This is a genomic window from Rhodanobacter sp. Col0626, from assembly GCF_049994385.1.
GTDB lineage: Bacteria > Pseudomonadota > Gammaproteobacteria > Xanthomonadales > Rhodanobacteraceae > Rhodanobacter.
This window is the reverse complement of record NZ_CP188260.1, coordinates 2,206,166-2,220,959: the sequence shown is the minus strand read 5'-3', so window position 1 is coordinate 2,220,959 and position 14,794 is coordinate 2,206,166. Positions and strand designations below refer to the sequence as shown.

The following is a 14,794-nucleotide window of genomic DNA, read 5'->3' as shown; positions in this document are numbered from 1 at the left end:
TTCGAGCGATCGCCTCAGGCAGTCTGCGCCCGCTCCAGCATCTGCTTTGCGTGGGCTCGCGTCTCGCGGGTGATCTCGACGCCGCCCAGCATGCGTGCCAGTTCGTCACGGCGGCCGGCGGCATCGAGCTTGTCGATTTGCGTACGGGTCGAATCGCCGTCGCTGTGCTTGCTGACCCGCAGGTGCGCATGCCCCTGGGCCGCCACCTGCGGCAGGTGGGTGACGCACAACACCTGGCGCTGCACGCCCAGCGCGCGCAGTTTCTGGCCGACCACCTCGGCGACCGCGCCACCGATGCCGGTGTCGACTTCGTCGAAGATCATGCTGCCGACGGTGTCCTTGCCCAGCGTGGCGACCTCGATCGCCAGGCTGATGCGCGCCAGTTCGCCACCGGATGCCACCTTGCGCAGCGGCCGCGGCGGCTGCCCGGGATTGGCGCTGACCAGCAGCTCGCAGCGTTCCTGGCCTTGCGGGTCCGGTTCACTGGCGTTGGTCGCTTCCATTTCGATGCGTAGCAGGCCGCCTGCCATACCCAGCTCGGCCATCAGCAGGCTGACCTCATCACCGAGTCTGGCCGCGGCCGTCGTGCGCGCCTGACTCAACTGTGCGGCCATTTCGGTGTAATCGCGTTGCAGCTGTTGGCGTTGCGCCGCCAGTTGTTCCAGCGCATCGCCGGCACCTTCCAGTTCGGCCAGTTCGACTTGCAGCGCAGCTAGCTTGTCGTGCAACTCGGACACCGGCAGTCGATGCCGACGCGACAGTTCGTGCAGGCGCGCCAAGTGATTGTCGACTTCCGTGTAGCGTTCCGGATCGAGATCGACATCCTGTGCGTAACGGCCCAGGCCGTCAGCGGCTTCGCCAAGCTGGATGCTGGCGTTGTCGAGCATTTCCAGCAGGGGCGAGAGTTTGTCGTCGAGAGCCGCGAGCTTGCCCAGTTCCGCATGGGCGCGGCCAAGGGCGCGGCGCAGCGCGAATTCGCTGTCGCCATCGAGCAACTCCACCACGCCAGCGCTGCCTTCCGCCAGCCGGCCGGCGTTGGCGAGGCGCTTGTGGCTTGCTTCGAGCTCGCCGAGCTCGGCCGCCGGCAGCGCCCATTTCTCCAGTTCGCCAAGCTCATGACGCAGCAATTCGATGCGCTGGTCGCGATCCTCGCCACCGCTGAGCTTGCGCACGCGTGCGCCGAGTTCGCGCCATTGCAGGGCACTGTCGCGCACCCTTGCCAACAGGTCATCGTGACCGGCGTAAGCGTCCAGCAGGGTCATCTGATGCGGCCGCGACAGCAGCGCCTGGTGTTCGTGCTGGCCATGGATTTCCACCAGCAGCGCCGCCAGTTCGCCAAGTTGGCGGGCGTTGGCGGGGCGGCCGTTGATCCATGCCTTGGAGCTGCCTTCGGCGCGCAGCACCCGGCGCAACTGGCAAGCGCCGTCCTCGTCCAGCTCCTCGCGCAGCAGCCAGTCGCGGGCTTCGGGCAATTCGGCCAGGTCGAACTCCGCGGCCAGCTCGGCGCGATCGCTGCCGGCGCGTACCATGCCGCTGTCGGCGCGGGCGCCGGCCAGCAGCATCAGCGCATCGACCAGGAGCGACTTGCCGGCACCGGTTTCTCCGCTAACCACGGTCAGGCCCGGACCGAACGCGACTTCGGCGGCTTCGACGACGGCAAAATGGCGAACGTAAAGCGAAGTGAGCATGGGTAGGCAATCGATGAGGTCGAAGGATTGTAGCGGCAGCCCGATCGCACAAAACATAGGTTTCACTTGCAAGCGGCGCGCGCAGACCTTATTTCTGTCGGGTCTCAAGGATTGCTACAACCGCATGATCAACCCGCATGGCCACGACCTCGACGCGCGCGCACGACGCTTGCTGCGCACACTGATCGCCCAGTATCTGGTCGACGGTGAGCCGGTCGGTTCACGGACGTTGTCGCGTTCGTCCGGGCTGGACGTGAGCCCGGCGACGATCCGCAATATCATGGCCGATCTGGAGGATGCCGGGCTGGTGGCCTCGCCGCATACCTCGGCCGGACGCGTCCCGACGCCGCGCGGGCTGCGCCTGTTCGTCGACAGCCTGATCGAACTGCAGCCACTGCCACAGGACGAGATGGCGCGCCTGCAGCGTGAGTTGCCGCCGGGGCCGACCACCACACTTGATCTGCTCGGCAACGTCTCGACCCTGCTGTCGGCGATGACCCGTTTCGCTGGCGTGGTCACGGTGCCACGCCAGGCGGACTTTCCGCTGCGGCACATCGACTTTGTGGCGTTGCCGGACGCACGGGTGCTGGTGATCCTGGTATTCACCGACAACCAGGTGCAGAACCGCATCGTGCAATTGGCCAGGCCGCTGGACAATCGCGAACTGGAGCAGGCGGCCAATTATCTCAACAGCCACTTCGCCGGACTGCGGGTGGATGACATCCGCACCCGCTTGCTGACCGAGCTGCGCGAGACCAGCAGCGAGCTCAACCGCCTGCTGGCCACTACGGTGGAACTGGCCACTGCCTCGTTTGCGCCCCAAACGGGCGGCAGCGACGTGCTGGTTAGCGGCCAGACCAACCTGATGGCCTATTCCGAGCTCGCCGACCTGCAGCGGCTGCGCGAACTGTTCGACGCGTTCCAGCAGAAAAACGAGTTGCTGCAGCTGATGGAAGTCTGCGCCAGGGCGCCCGGCGTGCGCCTGTTCATCGGTGAGGAATCCGGTTTCGCCGCGCTTGACGGCTGCAGTGTGGTCACCGCCAGCTACGGCGCGCAGGGACGGGTGTTGGGCGCCGTCGGTGTGATCGGACCGACCCGGATGGCCTATGAGCGGGTGATCCCCGTGGTGCAGGCCACCGCCGGATTGCTCAGCGACGCCTTGAATCGCGCCGCCACGACCCTATAACCGCAGCGGGAGCGGGGTTTCTCGCAAAATATTGGACGGTCGGCCATGCGTGCCGGCCATGAACTTTCGTTTGGAGTGAGCATGCAGAACAACGATCCGCAGTCGCCTGGCGACATGCCAGCCCAGGGCCAGCAGCCAGGTGAGGAAGCCTCGACCATGGAACTGGAAAGCCTGCAGGCGCGGGTGGCTGAACTCGAAACAAGCAATGCCGAATTGCGCGAAACCGTCCTGCGCGAGCATGCGGAGCTGGAAAACCAGCGTCGCCGGCTGCATCGCGATCTGGAGCAGGCCCGACGTTTCGCCAACGAGAAATTGCTGAACGAATTGCTGCCGGTCTACGACGGGCTGGAAAGCGGGCTGGCGGCGGAGGGCGGCGATATCACCTCGATTCGCGAAGGCCTCAGCCTGACCCTGAAGGCGCTGCTGAAAGTCGCTGAAAACCATGGCATGGCGCAAGTCGACCCGATCGGCCAGGCGCTGGATCCGGAGCGGCACCATGCCGTGAGCATGGTCGATGCGCCCGGCAAGGCGCCCGGCACCGTGATCAGCGTGCTGCAGAAAGGCTACGTGTTGAACGACCGCCTGCTGCGCCCGGCGTTGGTCGCTGTGGCGAAGGACTGAACGATCCACTCGCTGGCGCCCGCCTGAACGGCGCGGCGGCGGGCATCACGAAATAGCATCCGGGGCCTTGCCGGCATTGAATCGCCAGAGCAGACCCCCATCTGAAAACCATCGCGGCCGCGGGGGCCGCAAGAAGACTTGGAGAACATACACATGGGCAAGATCATCGGCATCGACCTGGGCACCACCAACTCCTGCGTGTCCATCATGGACGGCAGCAGCGCCAAGGTCATCGAGAATTCGGAAGGTGACCGCACCACGCCGTCCATCGTCGCCTTCAACAAGGACGGCGAAGTGCTGGTGGGTGCCTCGGCCAAGCGCCAGAGCGTGACCAACCCGAAGAACACGTTCTACGCGGTGAAGCGCCTGATCGGCCGCAAGTTCACCGATGCGGAAGTCCAGAAAGACCTGCATATCGTGCCCTACGGCATCGTCGCGCATGACAATGGCGACGCCTGGGTGCAGACCTCCGACGGCAAGAAGATGGCGCCGCAGGAGATCGCCGCGAAGGTGCTGATGAAGATGAAGAAGACCGCCGAAGATTACCTCGGCGAGACGATCACCGAGGCCGTGATCACGGTGCCGGCGTACTTCAACGACAGCCAGCGCCAGGCGACCAAGGATGCCGGCAAGATCGCCGGCCTCGACGTCAAGCGCATCATCAACGAGCCGACCGCGGCTGCGTTGGCCTATGGCCTGGACAAGAAGGGCGGCGACCGCAAGATCGCGGTGTACGACCTGGGCGGCGGCACCTTCGACGTGTCGATCATCGAGATCGCCGAAGTCGACGGCGAGAAGCAGTTCGAAGTGCTGGCCACCAATGGCGATACGTTCCTTGGCGGTGAAGACTTCGACATGCGCGTCATCGACTACCTGGTTGACGAATTCAACAAGGAGCAGGGCATCGACCTGCGCAAGGATCCGCTGGCGCTGCAGCGCCTGAAGGATGCGGCCGAGCGCGCCAAGATCGAGCTGTCCACCAACCATCAGACCGACGTGAACCTGCCGTATGTCACGGCGGATGCCTCCGGCCCGAAGCATCTCAACATCAAGCTGACCCGGGCCAAGCTCGAGTCGCTGGTCGAAGAGCTGGTCAAGCGCACCATCGAGCCGTGCCGCACCGCGCTGAATGACGCCGGCCTGCGCGTATCCGACATCGACGACGTGATCCTGGTCGGCGGCCAGACCCGCATGCCCAAGGTGCAGGAGTCGGTGAAGGACTTCTTCGGCAAGGAGCCGCGCAAGGACGTCAACCCGGACGAGGCTGTCGCCGTGGGCGCGGCGATCCAGGGCGGCGTGCTGGGAGGTTCGGTCAAGGACGTGCTGCTGCTCGACGTCACCCCGCTGTCGCTCGGCATCGAGACGATGGGTGGCGTGATGACCAAGCTGATCGAGAAGAACACCACGGTGCCGACCAAGGCCTCGCAGACGTTCTCCACCGCCGATGACAACCAGACCGCGGTGACCGTACACGTGCTGCAAGGCGAGCGTGAGCGTGCCAGTGCGAACAAGTCGCTGGGCAAGTTCGATCTGCAGGGTATCGACGCCGCGCCGCGTGGCATGCCGCAGATCGAGGTTACCTTCGACATCGACGCCAACGGCATTCTGCATGTGTCGGCCAAGGACAAGAAAACCGGCAAGGAACAGAAAATCGAGATCAAGGCCGGCTCAGGTCTGTCTGAAGACGAGATCCAGCGCATGGTCGCCGACGCCGAGGCGAACAAGGAAGAGGACAAGAAATTCCACGAGCTGGTCGCCACTCGCAACAAGGCCGACCAGCTGGTGCACGCCACCCGCAGCGCGCTGAAGGAACATGGCGGCAAGGTGCCTGCCGATCAGCTGTCGACGATCGAAGGCGCGTTGTCCGACCTGGAGAAAGCCAAGGACGGTGACGACAAGGCGGCCATCGAATCCAAGGTCGAAAAGCTCGAGCAGGTGGCGCAGGCGTTGTACGCCGCTGCACAGGCTGGCCCGGCCGATGCCGGTGCGCAGTCCGCGCCGGGCGGCGGTTCGGCCCAGCCGGATGATGTGGTCGATGCCGAATTCACCGAAGTGAAGGACGACAAGCAATAATTGGTACTGTCATCGGCACGGCCGATTGACCAGCCCGCGCCAGGAATCCTCCCGACGCGGGCTGTTTGCTGAATGCAGGGCAGAGGCGTGAAAAGCAGTGTGGATGCATGAATGAGCAAGCGTGATTACTACGAGGTGCTGGGTGTCGAACGCAGCGTCGGCGAAGTCGAGCTGAAGAAATCCTTCCGCCGGCTGGCGATGAAATACCACCCGGACCGTTGCCCGGATGACCCGGCTGGGCAGGAGAAGTTCAAGGAGGCCAAGGAGGCCTACGAAGTGCTGTCCGACGCGCAGAAGCGCGCGATGTACGACCAGCACGGTCATGCCGCCTTCGAGCACGGCATGGGCGGTCGCGGCGGTGCCGGCTTCGGCGATGTCGGAGACATCTTCGGGGACATCTTCGGTGACATTTTTGGTCGCAGCGGCGGCGGTCGTGGCCGTGCGCGGCGCGGTTCCGACCTGCGCTACATCATGGAGCTGGACCTGGAGGAAGCCGTGTTCGGCGTCAGCCGCCAGATCGAGGTGCCGACCCAGGTCAATTGCCATCATTGCAACGGCAGCGGCTCGGAAGACGGCAAGGTCAGCAAGTGCAAGACCTGCAACGGTCACGGCCAGGTGCGCATGCAGAACGGCATCTTCTCGATCCAGCAGGCCTGTCCGCATTGCGGCGGCAGTGGCCAGGCGATCGAGAAGCCCTGCAAGAAATGCCACGGCGAAGGGCGTATCGAGGAAACCCGTACCTTGTCGGTGCAGATTCCCGAGGGCGTCGACAATGGCGATCGCATCCGCCTTACCGGGCAGGGCGAAGCCGGTCCGTCCGGCGCGCCAGCTGGCGATCTGTATGTGGAAGTTCATGTGCGCGAACATCCGATTTTCCAGCGCGAAGGCAACGACCTGTATTGCGAATTGCCAATCCGGTTTTCGCAGGCTGCGCTGGGCGCGGAGCTGCCGGTGCCGACCCTGGAAGGTGAGGTGCCGATCAGCATTCCGCAGGAAACCCAGACCGGCACCCAGTTCCGCTTGCGTGGTCGCGGTGTCAAGTCGGTGCGCAGCAGTCGCCATGGCGATCTCATCTGCCGTGTGGTGGTGGAGACCCCGGTGCGCCTGACCAGAGAGCAGCGTGAATTGCTGGAATCGCTCGAGGCCACGTTCGACGGCAACGATGCCGGCAAGCACACCCCGCGCGCGAAAGGTTGGGTCGATGGCGTGAAACAATTCTGGTCGAAAGTCACCGCCTGACACGCGCTGGCATGTGCTGATCCCATCACCGGAGTGCCTTGATGTCCCGCCCCCTTCGTCTCGCCATCTGTGGCGCCTCCGGTCGTATGGGGCGCACGCTATTGAACCTGCTCGATGAGGACGTCCGCTTCGAGTTGGCGCATGCAGTGGTTGCGCCGGATTCGACGTGCGTGGGTCAGCCGGTTTCCGTCGTCACCGCGACCGCTACGGATGCGTTGCGCTACGCCCATGATTGGGCAAAGGCGCCAGCGCTGGACGTCATCGTCGACTTCAGCATTCCGGCCGCGTTGGCACAGACGCTCGATTACTGCCTGGCCCATGGCACGGCGCTGGTCAGCGGGACCACGGGTGTCGATGCCGCGCTCGAAGCACGGCTGGTGGGTGCTGCAGACCGCATTCCGATCCTGCGAGCCGCCAATTTCAGCTTGGGTGTGGCGGTGTTGACGCGCTTGCTGCGCGAGGCGGCAGCGGCGTTGCCTGCCTGGGACCTGGAGATCGTCGAGGCACATCACGGCCGCAAGCAGGATGCACCCTCCGGCACCGCGCTGGCGTTGGGGCATGTGGCGGCGGCAGCACGTCAGACCACGCTCGAAGCGGATGCCGTGTATAGCCGCGAAGATCGTACCGGCGAACGCGCCGCGGGCAGCATCGGCTTTGCCGTCGTGCGTGGCGGCGATATCGTCGGCGAGCACACGGCCATGCTGATCGGGCAGGGCGAACGGCTGGAACTGGTTCATCGCGCCACCGATCGCTCCATCTTCGCGCGCGGCGCCTTGCAGGCGGCACACTGGCTTGCCGCCAGCCCGGTCGGGCAGTGGCACCTTGACGACGTGCTCGCCAGGCCACGCTGAACCACAGGCGCAAGCCGCCCCGGCTTGTAACGCCAGGCCGCCACCACTACCATCGGTGGCTTGTCATTGGGGAGTAGCCAGCCTCGTTCCCAGAGGCGTTCGCATCAACACACTTGGTCGCTGATTCCGGCGCCATGGTGCGAACAGCAACCGTCACCGTAAGGCACGGCTTGCCCGGCGAGACCTTTGGCCATCGACATGCTTACCCGGCCGGGCGAGCGGTGTCGATGCGCCATCGGTCATTTCGCTCGCCCGGCCCCGTGTATCCCATGTTGCTTACCCTTGGTCTGTTTCTCGGTTCGGCCGGTGCGATCTATCTCGCCTGCGAATACTTCGTCAACGGCGTCGAATGGTTCGGGCACAAGCTCAAACTGGGCGCCACCGCAACCGGCACGGTACTCGCCGCCTTCGGCACAGCGTTGCCCGAAAGCGCGGTGACCTTTGTGGCGGTGATCTTCGGCAAGACGCCCGAAGCGCGTGACATTGGCGTCGGCGCAGCGATGGGTGGGCCGCTGGTGCTGGCCACGATCGCCTACGCCGTGGTCGGCGTGGCACTCTGGTGCAATCGTCATCGACTGCAGCGTGTCGATCGGATCATTCGCGTCGATCATCAGCGACTGGCGCGCGACCAGTCCTGGTTCCTGGCGATCTTCGTGGTCAAGGTCGGGCTGGGCCTGGTCGTCTTCGCGTTCAAGCCGTTGATGGGCGTTCTGTTCCTTGCCGCCTATGGCTTGTACGTGTGGCGCGAGATGCGCAGTGACGACAGCGCGCCGGAAGACGAAACACTGGAGCCGCTGAAGTTTCGTCCGGGCCACGCCGAACCAGGCTTGCGTTGGGTAGTGGCGCAAACGGGGGCCGCGCTGGTGGTGATTGCGGCCGCCTCACGGGTATTCGTCAGTCAACTGGAATCGATTGGCGTGGCATTCGACCTGCCGCCGCATCTCGTGGCACTCGTGTTGAGTCCGGTCGCAACGGAGCTGCCGGAGACCCTCAACGCGCTGATCTGGGTGCGCCAGGGCAAGGAACGCCTGGCTCTGGCCAACATTTCGGGCGCGATGATGATCCAGGCGACGATACCCAGCTCGCTGGCGATATTCGCCACGCCATGGCTGTTCGATACGCCGCTGGTCGTGGCTGGCGCAATCACGGCAGTCGCCATCGTGTATCTGTGGTGGCTGTTCCGCCGCGGCCATGTCGACGCGCGCTGGCTGCTGCCGGTCGGCCTGCTGTACGGCGTGTTCGCCGCGTTTGTCGCCTGGCATTTTGCCCCATAGGATCCGCCAGGTTTCCTCGTCGGATTGAAGCTGGCTGCGACCCGACGGAACGGCAACGATCGATCAATCGGGGTGCGATGCGTTCCGGTCGCGGCCTGCACCAAGTCGGGTGTCGAGGCTACCGAACAACTTCTTGAAGAAACGCGAGAACTTGCCGCGTTTCGTCTTGCGCAGTTTTTCTTCTTCGCTGGTCAGCCAGGCGACCTGGATGACGCGGCGCTCGCCCTCGTACGGCAAGTGGCCATGGAAGGAATTCTCGCAACGCTTGAACACGGCGAACTCCCCATACAGCGGAGCCAGTTCCGGTGCCGCGATGCTGTCGATGTCGTCGATCTTGTGCAGGAAGCGCAGGCAGCCATCGCTGGTGTCCGGCCATTGCGAATTCAGGTAGATCAACGCCGTGGCGACCTTCGACTTGCTGTCGGTATGGATGGTGCCGTGGCGCTTGTTGAGCAGACGGCACAACGTCACCAGCGTCGGATACTGTCCGAGGTTGTCGATCCCCAGCCGTTCGCCGACGGCGCGGGCAAACGCGGGTGAGGTCATGTTCTCGATCAACGCATTGACGCTCGGTCCGCAGTCGCTGGGGTCGTACGGGAAAAAGCCGGCGCTGGCGTAGCGCGGGAAATCGCGATCCAGGTCGCCGCGTACCTCATCCGGCAGTTGGCCGTGCGCCACCATGAACGGGAAGGGTTGGTGCTGAATCGTGGTGTCCGGGCGATCGAGACGGGCGGGATCGAGCAGAACGGCAGCACTCATGGGGCGTGAAACTCCTTCGAAACGTGGCCTAGTGTAGCGCCGACCGATCGATCCGGATGAGCGGAACGCAGTGGGATTCATGTTCCCAAGGTGGACAGAAACGGCGCCGCCGCCTATCATTTCCACCCGCCCGGATCCTTTCCCTCCCAAGCTCCACAAGCCAGCAATCGTGCGGCTTGCGGACTTTGCTGCATCAAAAAGGCGGTTACCGTATGCCTATACCTGCTCTGCTGGCCCTCGAAGACGGCAGCGTGTTCCATGGTCGTGCCGCTGGCGCGAGTGGCGACACCGTTGGCGAGGTGGTTTTCAACACCGCGATGACGGGTTACCAGGAGATCCTCACCGATCCCTCCTATGCGCGACAGATCGTTACGCTGACCTATCCGCACATCGGCAACACCGGGGTCAACGCCGAGGATGTCGAATCCACAGCCGTGCATGCCGCCGGCTTGATCGTGCGTGACGTGCCCCGCCGGGCCAGCAATTGGCGCAGCACCGAAAGCCTGCCGGATTACCTGAAACGCCACGGCACCGTCGCGATCGCCGGCATCGACACCCGCCGGTTGACCCGCATCCTGCGCGACAAGGGCGCGCTGGCGGGTTGCATCATGGCGGGTGAACAGGTCGACGTTGAAGCCGCGTTGGCGAAGGCTCGTGCTTTCCCGGGTCTGAACGGCATGGATCTGGCCAAGGTGGTCAGCACGACCAAGTCGTATGTCTGGAACCAGGGCGTCTACGACCTGGATCGCACGGCGTTCAATCAGCCGGCGATGCGTTTCAAGGTAGTCGCCTACGATTTCGGCAGCAAGCTCAACATCCTGCGCCTGCTCGCCGAGCAGGGTTGCGAGATCACCGTGGTGCCCGCCCAGACGCCTGCGGCCGAGGTGCTGGCGATGCAGCCTGACGGCGTGTTCCTGTCCAATGGCCCCGGCGATCCGGCGGCCTGCGATTACGCGATCGCCGCCACCCGCGAATTGCTCGATGCCCGGATCCCGCTGTTCGGCATCTGCCTCGGCCATCAGTTGATGGGCCTGGCGCTGGACGCCAAGACGCTGAAGATGAAATTCGGCCACCACGGTGCCAATCACCCGGTCAAGGACCACGACGATGGTCGTGTACTGATCACCTCGCAGAACCACGGTTTCGCGGTCGATCCGGCCACCTTGCCGGCGAATGTGCGGGTGACCCACACCTCGTTGTTCGACGGATCGCTGCAAGGGTTTGCACTCACCGATCGCCCCGCGTTCTGTTTCCAGGGCCATCCCGAGGCTAGTCCCGGTCCACTCGACATCGGTTACCTGTTCCAACGATTCGCGACACTGATGCAGGAGGCCCGCACGCATGCCTAAGCGTACCGATATCAAGAGCATCCTCATCATCGGCGCCGGCCCGATCGTGATCGGCCAGGCCTGCGAGTTCGACTACTCCGGCGCGCAGGCCTGCAAGGCACTGAAGGAAGAGGGTTACCGGGTGATCCTGGTGAACTCCAACCCCGCCACGATCATGACCGATCCGGAAACCGCCGATGCGGTCTACATCGAGCCGATCAACTGGCAGACTGTCGAGCGCATCATCGCGAAGGAGCGCCCGGAGGCAGTGCTGCCCACGATGGGTGGGCAGACCGGCCTGAACTGTGCACTGGATCTGGCCGACCACGGCGTGCTGGAGAAGTACAACGTCGAGCTGATCGGTGCCTCGCGCGAGGCGATCCGCATGGCCGAGGATCGCGAACTGTTCCGCGTGGCGATGGCCGAGATCGGGCTGGACTGCCCCAAGGCCGAGGTGGTGCGCACCTTCGAGCAGGCATTGCTAACCCAGGCCAAAGTGGGCTACCCCACCATCATCCGGCCCAGCTTCACGCTCGGTGGCTCTGGCGGCGGCATCGCCTACAACCGCGAGGAATTCGAGGAGATCGTCAAGCGCGGTCTCGACCTCTCGCCGGTGGGCGAGGTACTGGTCGAGGAATCCGTACTCGGCTGGAAGGAGTTCGAGATGGAAGTGGTCCGCGACACCGCGGACAACTGCATTATCGTGTGCTCGATCGAAAACCTCGATCCGATGGGTGTGCACACCGGTGACTCGATCACGGTGGCGCCGGCGCAGACACTGACCGACAAGGAATACCAGCGATTGCGCGACGCCTCGATCGCCGTGCTGCGCAAGATCGGCGTGGATACCGGCGGCTCCAACGTGCAGTTCGGTATCAACGCCGAAAACGGCCGCGTCGTCGTCATCGAGATGAATCCTCGCGTGTCGCGTTCGTCCGCATTGGCGTCGAAGGCGACCGGCTTCCCGATCGCCAAGATCGCCGCCAAGTTGGCGGTCGGCTACACCTTGGACGAGCTGAAGAACGACATCACCGGCGGACTGACTCCGGCCTCGTTCGAGCCGTCGATCGATTACGTGGTCACCAAGATCCCGCGTTTTGCGTTCGAGAAATTTCCGGCCGCCGATGCACGCCTGACTACCCAGATGAAATCGGTGGGCGAGGTGATGGCCATAGGCCGCAGCTTCCATGAATCGTTGCAGAAGGCGTTGCGCGGCCTGGAGATCGGCAATACCGGCCTCAATCCGACCGGGTTGGACATCAGCACCGAGGACGGCCTGGCGGTGCTCAAGCGCGAATTGCGCGAGCCGCGACCGGATCGCGTGTTCCATCTGGCTGATGCGTTCCGGGCGGGATTGTCGCTGGAAGAAGTGTTCAACCTCAGCCGTGTCGACCCGTGGTTCCTTGCCGCGTTCGAGGACATCGTGCTGGCCGAGGCGGACGTCACGGCGCAAGGCATCACCGCGCTCGACGAGCCGCGCATGCGCGAGCTCAAGCGGCTCGGTTTCGCCGACGCGCGTATCGCCGAACTGCTCAACACCGACGAAGCTGCCGTGCGCCACTTGCGTCACACGCTCGGTGTGCGCCCGGTCTACAAACGGGTGGATTCCTGTGCAGCCGAGTTCGCCACGAGCACGGCGTACATGTATTCGACCTATGAGGAAGAGTGCGAGGCGGCACCGACAGATCGCGAGAAAATCATCGTGCTCGGCGGCGGCCCGAACCGGATCGGGCAGGGCATCGAGTTCGACTATTGCTGCGTGCACGCGTCGCTGGCACTGCGCGAGGATGGTTATGAAACCATCATGGTCAACTGCAATCCGGAGACCGTCTCGACCGACTACGACACCTCCGATCGCCTGTACTTCGAGCCGTTGACCCTGGAAGACGTGCTGGAAATCGTCCACCTGGAAAAACCCAAGGGCGTGATCGTGCAGTACGGCGGGCAGACCCCGTTGAAACTGGCGCGCGCACTGGAAGCCGCTGGCGTGCCGATTATTGGTACCAGTCCGGATAGCATCGACCTGGCCGAGGATCGCGAGCGTTTCCAGCAGATGATCGAGAAGATCGGTCTTAAGCAGCCACCGAACCGCACCGCGCGCAATGCCGACGAGGCGCTGGCGCTGGCACGCGAGATCGGCTATCCGCTGGTGGTGCGACCGAGCTACGTGCTCGGCGGTCGCGCGATGGAAGTCGTGCATGATGACGCCGACCTGGCGCGATACATCCGCGACGCAGTGAAGGTGTCCAACGATTCGCCGGTGTTGCTGGACCGTTTCCTCGACCATGCTGTCGAGGTCGACGTGGACGTGATCGCCGATGCCGAAGGCAACGTGCTGATCGGCGGCATCATGGAGCACATCGAGGAGGCCGGCGTGCACTCGGGCGACTCGTCGTGTTCGCTGCCGCCGTACTCGTTGAGTGCGGAAATCCAGGACGAGATGCGTCGCCAGGTCACCGCGATGGCGAAGGAGCTGAAGGTCATCGGCTTGATGAACACCCAGTTCGCGATCCAGGGCGACACCGTGTACATCCTGGAAGTGAATCCACGTGCCTCGCGTACGGTGCCGTTCGTGTCCAAGGCCACCGGCGTGCCGCTGGCCAAGATCGCCGCGCGCGTGATGGCAGGCCGTTCTCTGGTCAGCCTGGGTGCCACGCGCGAAGTGATCCCGGCGTACTACTCGGTGAAGGAAGCGATCTTCCCGTTCCTGAAATTCCAGAATGTCGATCCGATCCTCGGCCCCGAGATGCGTTCGACCGGTGAGGTGATGGGTGTGGGTCGCAGCTTCGGCGCGGCGTTCGCACGCGGTCACGAGGCGGCCGGGATCCGGCCACCGACAGTGGGCAAGGCATTCCTGTCGGTGCGCGACGGCGACAAGGATCGATTGCTTCCGGTGGCCAGGGAAATCATCGCGCGCGGGTTCAACGTGGTGGCGACCTCGGGCACCGCCAGTTACCTGGCCGAGCATGGCGTGGCTTGCGAACGCATCAACAAGGTGCTGGAAGGTCGTCCGCACATCGTCGACCTGATCAAGAACGGCGAGATCGTCTATATCGTCAATACCACCGAGGGCAAGCAGGCGATCGCCGATTCATTCTCGATCCGGCGCGAGGCATTGCAGCACCGCGTCACGTATTCCACTACCGTGGCAGGCGCCCGTGCGCTCGTGCACTCGCTGGACTTCCGCAGCGATGGCGAAGTGCACAGCCTGCAGGAACTGCACAAGGAGCTCAGCTCATGAGTCGTCCCCCCATCACCAAAGCCGGCTCCGAACGCTTGCGCGCCGAAATGGAACGCCTGAAATCGGTCGATCGTCCGCGCATCATCGCGGCCATCGCCGAGGCACGTGCGCACGGCGACCTGAAGGAAAACGCCGAATACCACGCCGCGCGCGAACTGCAGAGCTTCACCGAGGGACGGATCGCCCAGTTGGAGGCCTTGCTGTCGACCGCTGAAGTGATCGACCTGGCCCAGCTCAATCCCGGCAAGCGAGTGGTGTTCGGCGCCATCGTCGATCTGGAAGACGAGGACAACGGCGTGGCCGTGACCTACCAGATCGTCGGTGACCTGGAAGCGGACATCAAGCAGCAATTGATTGCGGTGTCTTCCCCGATCGCGCGCGCGTTGATCGGCAAGAGTGCCGGCGACAGCTTCGAGTTCACCGCGCCGAACGGGGTCAAGCACTACGAGATCGTCGACGTTCGCTACGAATAAACCGACCGGGCGGCATCGCCGCCCGGTTCGTCGGTCAAACAGACATCCACAAAAAAGGCCG

General features: G+C 64.1%; 11 protein-coding genes and 1 riboswitch. Of the genes, 9 read left to right on the top strand and 2 right to left on the bottom strand.

Annotated elements, in window-relative coordinates; all coding sequences use genetic code 11:
* Nucleotides 1–14: 14 nt before the first annotated feature.
* Entirely contained in the window at nt 15–1,688 is a 1,674-nt protein-coding gene (gene recN / locus ACPPVV_RS09360; protein WP_426699637.1) for a DNA repair protein RecN, read from the bottom strand.
* A 124-nt stretch (nt 1,689–1,812) separates the two neighbouring features.
* On the opposite strand from recN, the gene hrcA reads away from it, so the two are divergent.
* From hrcA to ACPPVV_RS09330, 6 genes are all read left to right on the top strand, one after another.
* A complete protein-coding gene (gene hrcA, locus ACPPVV_RS09355) occupies nt 1,813–2,874 on the top strand; it encodes a heat-inducible transcriptional repressor HrcA (RefSeq protein WP_426699636.1) in 1,062 nt (353 codons plus the stop codon).
* An 81-nt stretch (nt 2,875–2,955) separates the two neighbouring features.
* A complete protein-coding gene (grpE, locus tag ACPPVV_RS09350) occupies nt 2,956–3,495 on the top strand; it encodes a nucleotide exchange factor GrpE (protein WP_426699635.1) in 540 nt (179 codons plus the stop codon).
* A 153-nt stretch (nt 3,496–3,648) separates the two neighbouring features.
* Nucleotides 3,649–5,568: a molecular chaperone DnaK gene (gene dnaK / locus ACPPVV_RS09345; protein ID WP_426699634.1), complete on the top strand. Its 1,920-nt coding sequence runs from the start codon at nt 3,649–3,651 to the stop codon at nt 5,566–5,568.
* A 111-nt stretch (nt 5,569–5,679) separates the two neighbouring features.
* Nucleotides 5,680–6,807 (top strand): molecular chaperone DnaJ, encoded by a 1,128-nt coding sequence (gene dnaJ, locus ACPPVV_RS09340; RefSeq protein WP_426699633.1) that lies wholly within the window; start codon nt 5,680–5,682, stop codon nt 6,805–6,807.
* A gap of 41 nt (nt 6,808–6,848) precedes the next feature.
* Nucleotides 6,849–7,658, top strand: a complete 810-nt coding sequence (dapB, locus tag ACPPVV_RS09335) for a 4-hydroxy-tetrahydrodipicolinate reductase (protein WP_426699632.1) — start codon at nt 6,849–6,851, stop codon at nt 7,656–7,658.
* 49 nt (nt 7,659–7,707) lie between these two features.
* A riboswitch (yybP-ykoY riboswitch) is annotated at nt 7,708–7,834 on the top strand.
* Between the two features lie 93 nt (nt 7,835–7,927).
* Nucleotides 7,928–8,932 carry a sodium:calcium antiporter gene (locus ACPPVV_RS09330; protein ID WP_426699631.1) on the top strand — a complete coding sequence of 335 codons (1,005 nt, stop codon included), beginning with the start codon at nt 7,928–7,930 and terminating at the stop codon, nt 8,930–8,932.
* A 63-nt stretch (nt 8,933–8,995) separates the two neighbouring features.
* Here ACPPVV_RS09330 and ACPPVV_RS09325 read toward each other — a convergent pair whose 3' ends face one another.
* Nucleotides 8,996–9,691, bottom strand: coding sequence for a 2OG-Fe(II) oxygenase (locus ACPPVV_RS09325; protein WP_426699630.1), 696 nt, complete (start codon nt 9,689–9,691; stop codon nt 8,996–8,998).
* Nucleotides 9,692–9,903: 212 nt separating this feature from the next.
* Between ACPPVV_RS09325 and carA the strand changes: the two genes are divergently transcribed.
* The 3 genes from carA to greA are packed head-to-tail and all read left to right on the top strand — an operon-like array spanning nt 9,904 to nt 14,733.
* Nucleotides 9,904–11,040: a glutamine-hydrolyzing carbamoyl-phosphate synthase small subunit gene (gene carA / locus ACPPVV_RS09320; protein WP_426699629.1), complete on the top strand. Its 1,137-nt coding sequence runs from the start codon at nt 9,904–9,906 to the stop codon at nt 11,038–11,040.
* On the top strand, nt 11,033–14,260 hold the full coding sequence (gene carB / locus ACPPVV_RS09315; RefSeq protein ID WP_426699628.1) for a carbamoyl-phosphate synthase large subunit: 3,228 nt from the start codon (nt 11,033–11,035) through the stop codon (nt 14,258–14,260). Before carA ends, carB begins: the two co-directional genes overlap by 8 nt.
* Entirely contained in the window at nt 14,257–14,733 is a 477-nt protein-coding gene (greA, locus tag ACPPVV_RS09310; protein WP_426699627.1) for a transcription elongation factor GreA, read from the top strand. Before carB ends, greA begins: the two co-directional genes overlap by 4 nt.
* Nucleotides 14,734–14,794: the final 61 nt, after the last annotated feature.

What these genes read in the sequence shown, in the direction of transcription:
- hrcA (WP_426699636.1), top strand. Translation starts at nt 1,813, where the DNA reads ATGATCAACCCGCATGGCCACGACCTCGACGCGCGCGCACGACGCTTG.
- ACPPVV_RS09330 (WP_426699631.1), top strand. Translation starts at nt 7,928, where the DNA reads ATGTTGCTTACCCTTGGTCTGTTTCTCGGTTCGGCCGGTGCGATCTAT.
- dnaK (WP_426699634.1), top strand. Translation starts at nt 3,649, where the DNA reads ATGGGCAAGATCATCGGCATCGACCTGGGCACCACCAACTCCTGCGTG.
- carB (WP_426699628.1), top strand. Translation starts at nt 11,033, where the DNA reads ATGCCTAAGCGTACCGATATCAAGAGCATCCTCATCATCGGCGCCGGC.
- recN (WP_426699637.1), bottom strand. Translation starts at nt 1,688, where the DNA reads ATGCTCACTTCGCTTTACGTTCGCCATTTTGCCGTCGTCGAAGCCGCC.
- ACPPVV_RS09325 (WP_426699630.1), bottom strand. Translation starts at nt 9,691, where the DNA reads ATGAGTGCTGCCGTTCTGCTCGATCCCGCCCGTCTCGATCGCCCGGAC.
- grpE (WP_426699635.1), top strand. Translation starts at nt 2,956, where the DNA reads ATGCAGAACAACGATCCGCAGTCGCCTGGCGACATGCCAGCCCAGGGC.
- dnaJ (WP_426699633.1), top strand. Translation starts at nt 5,680, where the DNA reads ATGAGCAAGCGTGATTACTACGAGGTGCTGGGTGTCGAACGCAGCGTC.
- greA (WP_426699627.1), top strand. Translation starts at nt 14,257, where the DNA reads ATGAGTCGTCCCCCCATCACCAAAGCCGGCTCCGAACGCTTGCGCGCC.
- dapB (WP_426699632.1), top strand. Translation starts at nt 6,849, where the DNA reads ATGTCCCGCCCCCTTCGTCTCGCCATCTGTGGCGCCTCCGGTCGTATG.
- carA (WP_426699629.1), top strand. Translation starts at nt 9,904, where the DNA reads ATGCCTATACCTGCTCTGCTGGCCCTCGAAGACGGCAGCGTGTTCCAT.